Raw genomic sequence first — 1,733 nt, 5'->3', positions numbered from 1 at the left:
CTTTATTTAATGTTTGTCGGGTATAGAAACGATTCTAGGGATGAAGGGCCACTCTGAGTTTTTTAGATACCCCGGGTGAAGATTTATCTATTGAAAGCTGTAATTCTAATGATTGCAAGTGCAAGAGTGCATCTTCATTTCCTACCTAAACCCGATAATATAAAAGACTGAAAAAGATACCCGAAATATTAAAGCATCTTTCGCTAGATAACCACCTTTACACTGATTTCGCCATCGCTCTACTGAATATCAAGTTCACTGCAATCACGATGACTGCACCGATAAGGGTTGCAAATACACGGTCGAACAGAATGATAAACTGGAACGGCTTGCCGGCTTCCATAATCAAAATAATGAGCGGAATCATGGTTGCAGAGTATACAAGATAATTTCGAACCTTTAGAAGAGGTCGAACACCTGCGAATAGCCCGATACTTATAACTAACCCCCAAATTGGTAGACTAGTTGCGAGAAGCAAGCTCGCAACAATCACGCCGATTACTGTACCAAGCACTCGTTGTGTTGTTTTGATTGGAAAGAGTTCTATTTTCCGCTGAGTAAGGATCGCTACGGTAATTGCGATCCAATAGAAGTGGTGCTCGGGCCAAAGTATTCGCAATCCCTCAGCTATACCTAGACATAATGCGAGCCTGATTGGGAATTGCCAACCGGATAGGTGTGTAAGAGAATTCCGCCATAGAATGATTTTTTTCGATGTTGGGCCTTTCACATCTCCATCCAACGATGATTTATAACAACGGTGTACCCAGATGCCTAGCACCAAGCTGATACTGACGGTCCAAATCGCCCCTGCTAAGATTGAAAAAATTAGTTCCATCCGGTACTCAGTCTGGTCGACCATGTTGAGGATGATGATCAGGAATACGACAAAGCTTGTTGTTGCCGCCGCCAAGGCACGACTATATCCGCCAATTAACGCAGCAAGGCTTACCAGCAGGATCAAGACTCCAAATGTCAGATAGCCATGTCCGAAAGAGAGAACAGCAGCAATCGCAGCGAGCACTACTGATATCAACGCTGATACCAACTTTTTCCCGTGATTTATAAAACTCGAACCGACTTTCACGCTACTGACTGCCAAACTGCCGACCGATGCAGCAAAACCAAGAGCGGGATAGCCTAGAACTGTGGCGAACAGAACAGGTCCGGCCATACCTATGCCGGCGGAAATGAGTTCTACTATTTCTACCTTGGCTTCCTTAGACCAAGAAAACACTTGAGCCCTATATGTCTTTACATTCATCTATAGCACCTCTTCCGACCCAAAGAGTAGGGTACAGTTTAATAATAGGCTCTTTCTTTAATCCATGGACATGTGGTGATACCTATGTCCATCAGGCTAATATTTTGAAGTATCCCCAAAATGAAAACTTTATCTTTCCAGAGTTATTTATAATAATTCAGTTCATTTTTTTTGATATGGGGAAATGCCAATTTCTTAAGTTGCTAGCAATGGGGTCCCGCCAACTAATTGACCTAAAACCCTCTTATCAGTAGTTAGTCTGCCTAATTTCAAATGAGAATAAGCTCTTTCATTTTCTTTAAGCATAACATGTAAAAGAATATAAAATATTTATAAAAAGTAGGTGCAAACATGACATTATATTCTCACCGTATTATAGGTTTCCCTGGAATGGGTATGGGCGGTTTTCCTGGAACAGGTATGGGTGGTTTCCCTGGAATGGGTATGGGCGGTTTCCCTGGAATGGGTA

The 1,733-nt window shown here is 42.3% G+C and carries 1 protein-coding gene; it reads right to left on the bottom strand.

All coding sequences use genetic code 11. The features are described 5' to 3' along the window. Positions 1–217: 217 nt before the first annotated feature. The gene (locus KI356_RS26905) at positions 218–1,264 is read right to left on the bottom strand and encodes an FUSC family protein (protein ID WP_128281337.1); all 1,047 of its coding nucleotides are present in this window, start codon (positions 1,262–1,264) and stop codon (positions 218–220) included. Positions 1,265–1,733 lie beyond the last annotated feature (469 nt).

Origin of the sequence: Bacillus hominis, assembly GCF_018332515.1 — a bacterium.
GTDB classification, from domain to species: domain Bacteria; phylum Bacillota; class Bacilli; order Bacillales; family Bacillaceae_G; genus Bacillus_A; species Bacillus_A hominis.
This window is presented reverse-complemented; position numbering and strand designations above follow the sequence as displayed.

Coding starts and splice junctions, on each gene's coding strand:
- KI356_RS26905 (WP_128281337.1), bottom strand. CDS start 1,264: ATGAATGTAAAGACATATAGGGCTCAAGTGTTTTCTTGGTCTAAGGAA.